This window comes from Intrasporangium sp., assembly GCF_051961875.1.
Classification (GTDB): domain Bacteria; phylum Actinomycetota; class Actinomycetes; order Actinomycetales; family Dermatophilaceae; genus Intrasporangium_A.
This window is the reverse complement of record NZ_JBQCCV010000056.1, coordinates 1-4,446: the sequence shown is the minus strand read 5'-3', so window position 1 is coordinate 4,446 and position 4,446 is coordinate 1. Positions and strand designations below refer to the sequence as shown.

The window sequence follows — 4,446 nt, the reverse complement described above, 5'->3', positions numbered from 1 at the left end:
TCGGCGTGAGAGGCAGAGTTCCTGCCTGTGGACGCCTAACCGGAGAAGTCGGATTCGCTCATGCCGTCGGCGTGACCAGCCGGCCACTGCACCAGCTCGATGCGATACCCGTCGGGGTCGGTGATCCAGGACGTCAAGAAGTCCTCCGAGCCATCCGGCGAGCTGGGCGCTTCAGCAGATACTCCCCGCGCGGCGAGATGAGCGATGGTTGCGGTAACGGACTCGACCTTGATGACGAGGTGGTTGAAGCCCTGCGGAGCTACGTGTCCGATGTCGGGACTGTGGACGAGCTCGAGGGCCACGAACTCGTCACCGGGGAGCTTGAGCATTGTCAGGCTGCCGAACTCCGTCTGCGGCACGGTCCCGACCACGGTGTAGCCGAGGGCGGTGTAGAACGCGAGCGAGGGTTCCAGATCCGCGACCTGAAGCCCGATGTGCAGTGTTCGCATTGGCCAGTCCTCTCAGCCGCGGACAGGGCGGCGCCCTGGATGGTCGGCTGCCGGTTCGAGCAGGACATCGGGGAGGATGCCCTCATGCTCTCAGGAGGCCAACCCGTAACGATCGTGACCGGCGGCGGACGTGGCATCGGGGCGGCGACCGCCGTACGCCTCGCGAAGGACGGCCACGAGGTCGCGGTGAACTACCTGCGGGACCGTGACAGCGCCGAGGACGTCGTCGGAGCGGTGCGGGCCCTTGGGCGCCGGGCGGTAGCGGTGCGCGGCAACGTCGCCGACGAGGACGACGTCGAGGCACTCTTCGCGGCGGCCGCCGAGCTGGGTCCGGTCACCGGCCTCGTGAACAACGCCGGCCTGACCGCCCACATCGGAGACCTGGCCGACACCCCGGTGGAGATGGTCCGCAAGGTGATCGACGCAAACCTCCTCGGTGCCGTGTTGTGCGCCCGCCGTGCGGCCCAGGTGATGTCCACATCCCACGGTGGACCGGGCGGCGCGATCGTCAACGTGTCCTCCTCGGCAGCCACCCTCGGCTCGGCGCACGAGTACGTGCACTACGCCGCGGCGAAGGCCGGCGTCGATGCGCTGACCGTCGGCTTGGCAAAGGAGCTCGCCGACCAGGGCGTGCGGGTCAATGGCGTCGCGCCCGGCCTGGTGCGCACCGGCATCCATGCCGCCGCCGGAGAGCCGGGCCGGATCGAGCGGGTCGTCGGCCGGATTCCGATGGGACGGGCGGGCGAGCCGGACGAGATCGCACCGGCCGTCTCCTGGCTCCTGGGACCGGACGCCGGCTACGTCACCGGCGCGATCATCCGCGTGGCCGGCGGCCTGTGACCCTGACGTCGCCCGCTACGCGCCCGACGACAGAGACGCCGCCTCGGTCGCAAGCGCCTCGACCCGCGCCCAGTCGCCATCGCGGAGCGCGTCCGCAGGACACACCCACGAGCCGCCGACGAAGGGCACGTTCGGCAGCGCCAGGTAGTCGGCCGCATTCTCCGGCGTGACCCCGCCCGTCGGGCAGAACCGCAGCTCCGGCAGCGGCGCGCCGACCGCCGACAGCAGCCGGACCCCGCCGACCGCCTCGGCCGGGAAGAACTTGAGCGTCCGGAACCCGCGGTCGGCGAGGGCCATCATCTCGGTCACCGTGCTCGCCGCCGGCAGGACCGCGACCCCGGACGCAAGCGCCGCGTCCACGAGCCCACCGGGCGAGCCCGGCAGGACCAGGAACGTCGCCCCTGCCCGTTGCGCCGCGGAGACCTGCTCGGGCGAGGTCACCGTGCCGGCCCCGACGCGCGCCTCGGGCACCTCGGCCGCGATCCGCTCGATCGCCTCGAGCGCCGACGGCGTGCGGAGGACGACCTCGATGAGGTCGAGGCCCCCGCGGCACAGGGCGCGGGCGAGCGACACGGCGTCGACACCGTCGGAGATCGTCACGACGGGGACGACGGCGGGGATCGGACCCAACGCCGCGAGCCGAGCCTGCGGGTCACCAGTCATGGACGGTCCCATCTGCGAGTCGGGCGACCGGCAGGTAGGCCGGCTCATAGGGGAAGCGCTCAGCCGCCGCGACGTCGAGGTCGACGCCGAGCCCGACCTCGTCGCCCGGGTGGAGCAGGCCGTCCGCGAAGGTAAAGGACGTGCCGAACACCTTGCCGGTGACCTCCGGGTGGGGCATGTACTCCTGGATCCCGAAGTTGTGGATCGCCAGCCCGAGGTGCAGCGCCGCCGCCATGCCGACGGGGGAGATGTCCGTCGCGCCGTGCATGCCGGACCGCGCGCCGTGCAGGGCGGCGAGGTCGAGCAGCCGGCGCAGCCCGGTGATCCCGCCCGTGTGCGTCACCGACGAACGGACGTAGTCGACGAGCCGCTCGCGCAGCAGCGTCTGGTAGTCCCAGACCGAGCTCAGCACCTCGCCGACCGCGAGCGGGGTGACGGTGTGCTGTCGGACGAGCCGCAGCGCCTCCTGGTCCTCGATCGGGGTGCAGTCCTCGAGCCAGAACAGGTCGTACGGCTCGAGGTCGCGGCCCAGGCGCGCGGCCTGGATCGGCGTCATCCGATGGTGTCCGTCGTGCAGGAGCGGCAGCTCGGCCCCGAACTCCGAGCGCACCGCCTCGAAGACGGTCGGCACGTGCCGCAGGTAGGCCCGGGTGTCCCAGCCCTCCTCGATGGACAGCCCGGCCCGGACCGCCGGCTCGTAGTGGTCGGCCCGCTCACCGGCGGCGCGGACGGACGACACGCCATACACGCTGCCGACGCCGGGGATGGAGGTCTGCACCCGGATCGCCCGGAAGCCCTCGTCGAGGTGGTGCCGGATCGAGTCGAAGAGCTCCTCCGTGTCGCGCCCGGACGCGTGCCCGTAGGCGAGCAGCCCGCTGCGCGACGCTCCGCCGAGCAGCTGGTAGAGCGGCATCCCGGCCGCCTTGGCCTTGAGGTCCCACAGCGCGACGTCGACCGCGGCGATCGCCGTCATCGTGACCGGCCCCCGGCGCCAGTACGCCCCGCGGTGCAGCAGCTGCCACGTGTCCTCGATCCGGTGCGCATCGCGCCCGACGAGCAGCGGCGCCACATGGTCCCGCAGGTATGCCACGACCGCGAGCTCGCGCCCGTTGAGGGTGCCGTCGCCGAGGCCGACCAGGCCCTCGTCGGTCGTGAGGCGCAGCGTGACGAAGTTGCGGCCCGGGCTCGTGACGACGACCTCGGCCGACGCGATCCTCACAGCACCGCCCCGACCTGCCACGGCACGATCTCCTCGCCGCCGAGCCCGAGCTCCTCGCTGAAGCTGCGCCGCCCGGAGGCGGTGTCGAGCAGCAGGTCGTAGACCATCCGGCCCATCTCCTCGACCGGCACGCCGTGCTCGACGACGCCGGAGCAGTCGAGGTCGATGTCGCCGGCCATCCGCAGCGCGAGGTCGGAGTTCGTCCCGAGCTTGACGGTCGGCGCGGGCCGGCTGCCGAAGACCGACCCCCGGCCGGTCGTGAAGCAGATGAGGTTCGCGCCGCCGGCGACGAGCCCGGTGACCGACACCGGGTCGTAGCCCGGGGTGTCCATGAAGACGAAGCCCGGCGTCGGGATCGGGTCGGCGTAGCCGCAGACCGCGGCGAGGGGGCTGTGCCCCGCCTTCGCAACGGCCCCGAGCGACTTCTCGAGGATCGTCGTGATGCCGCCCGCCTTGTTGCCGGGGGAGGGGTTGCCGTCGAGGGTCGTGCCCTGGGACGCCGTGTAGCGCTCCCACCAGGCGATCCGCTCGAGCAGCGCCTCGCCCACCTTGGGATCGGCGGCCCGCTCGACGAGCATCTGCTCCGCGCCGTAGATCTCTGGGGTCTCCGCGAGGACGCTCGTGCCGCCGCCGGCGACGAGCAGGTCGCTCGCGACGCCGAGCGCCGGGTTGGCCGTCAGGCCCGACCACGCGTCGGAGCCGCCGCAGTTGAGACCCAGGACCAGGTGCTCGACGCCGACCTCGGTCCGCCGGGTGCCGCGCAGGTCCTCGGCGAGACCGGTGACGAGCTTCTCACCCTCGGTGATCGCCGAAGCCGTGCCGCCGACGTCCTGGATCGTGAAGTGCTCGATCGGGATCGTCGCGTCGACGCCGAGCGAGTCGATGAGCCCGGTGACCGAGTTGACCTCGCAGCCGAGGCCGATCACGACGAGCGCCCCGATGTTGGGGTGGCGCGCGTATCCCTGCAGCGTCTTGCGCAGCAGGTCCCAGCCCTCGCCGAAGTCGGCCATGCCGCAGCCCGTGCCGTGGGTCAGGGCGACGACGCCGTCGACCCCGTCGGGGTGCAGGGCGGCCACCGCGTCCTCGGTGCGCCGCGCGACCTGTCGCGCGACGGTCGCCGAGCAGTTCACCGTCGTCAGCACGCCGACGTAGTTGCGGGTGACGACCCGGCCGTCCGGGCGGCGGATCCCCATGAAGGTGCGCCGGAGGTCCGCCGGCAGCGTCAGCGCGGTGGTCGCCTGGCCGCCGCCTGACGCCAGCGCGCTCGCCCCCTCG

Annotated in this window: 5 protein-coding genes; 1 reads left to right on the top strand and 4 read right to left on the bottom strand. The window is 72.5% G+C overall.

What is annotated here, in order from left to right:
• Positions 1-35: 35 nt before the first annotated feature.
• Entirely contained in the window at positions 36-449 is a 414-nt protein-coding gene (locus ACTHJJ_RS03515) for a VOC family protein (protein ID WP_440301549.1), read from the bottom strand.
• 84 nt (positions 450-533) lie between these two features.
• Between ACTHJJ_RS03515 and ACTHJJ_RS03510 the strand changes: the two genes are divergently transcribed.
• On the top strand, positions 534-1,289 hold the full coding sequence (locus ACTHJJ_RS03510; RefSeq protein WP_440301548.1) for an SDR family oxidoreductase: 756 nt from the start codon (positions 534-536) through the stop codon (positions 1,287-1,289).
• A 15-nt stretch (positions 1,290-1,304) separates the two neighbouring features.
• Here ACTHJJ_RS03510 and eda read toward each other — a convergent pair whose 3' ends face one another.
• The 3 genes from eda to ACTHJJ_RS03495 all read right to left on the bottom strand — a co-directional run.
• A complete protein-coding gene (gene eda, locus ACTHJJ_RS03505; RefSeq protein ID WP_440301547.1) occupies positions 1,305-1,952 on the bottom strand; it encodes a bifunctional 4-hydroxy-2-oxoglutarate aldolase/2-dehydro-3-deoxy-phosphogluconate aldolase in 648 nt (215 codons plus the stop codon).
• Positions 1,942-3,171, bottom strand: coding sequence for a D-mannonate dehydratase ManD (gene manD, locus ACTHJJ_RS03500; RefSeq protein WP_440301550.1), 1,230 nt, complete (start codon positions 3,169-3,171; stop codon positions 1,942-1,944). The genes eda and manD overlap by 11 nt, the downstream gene beginning before the upstream one ends.
• Positions 3,168-4,446 (bottom strand): UxaA family hydrolase (locus tag ACTHJJ_RS03495; protein ID WP_440301546.1); only part of this gene is annotated, 1,279 nt, incomplete at its 5' end. The genes ACTHJJ_RS03495 and manD, both read right to left, overlap by 4 nt.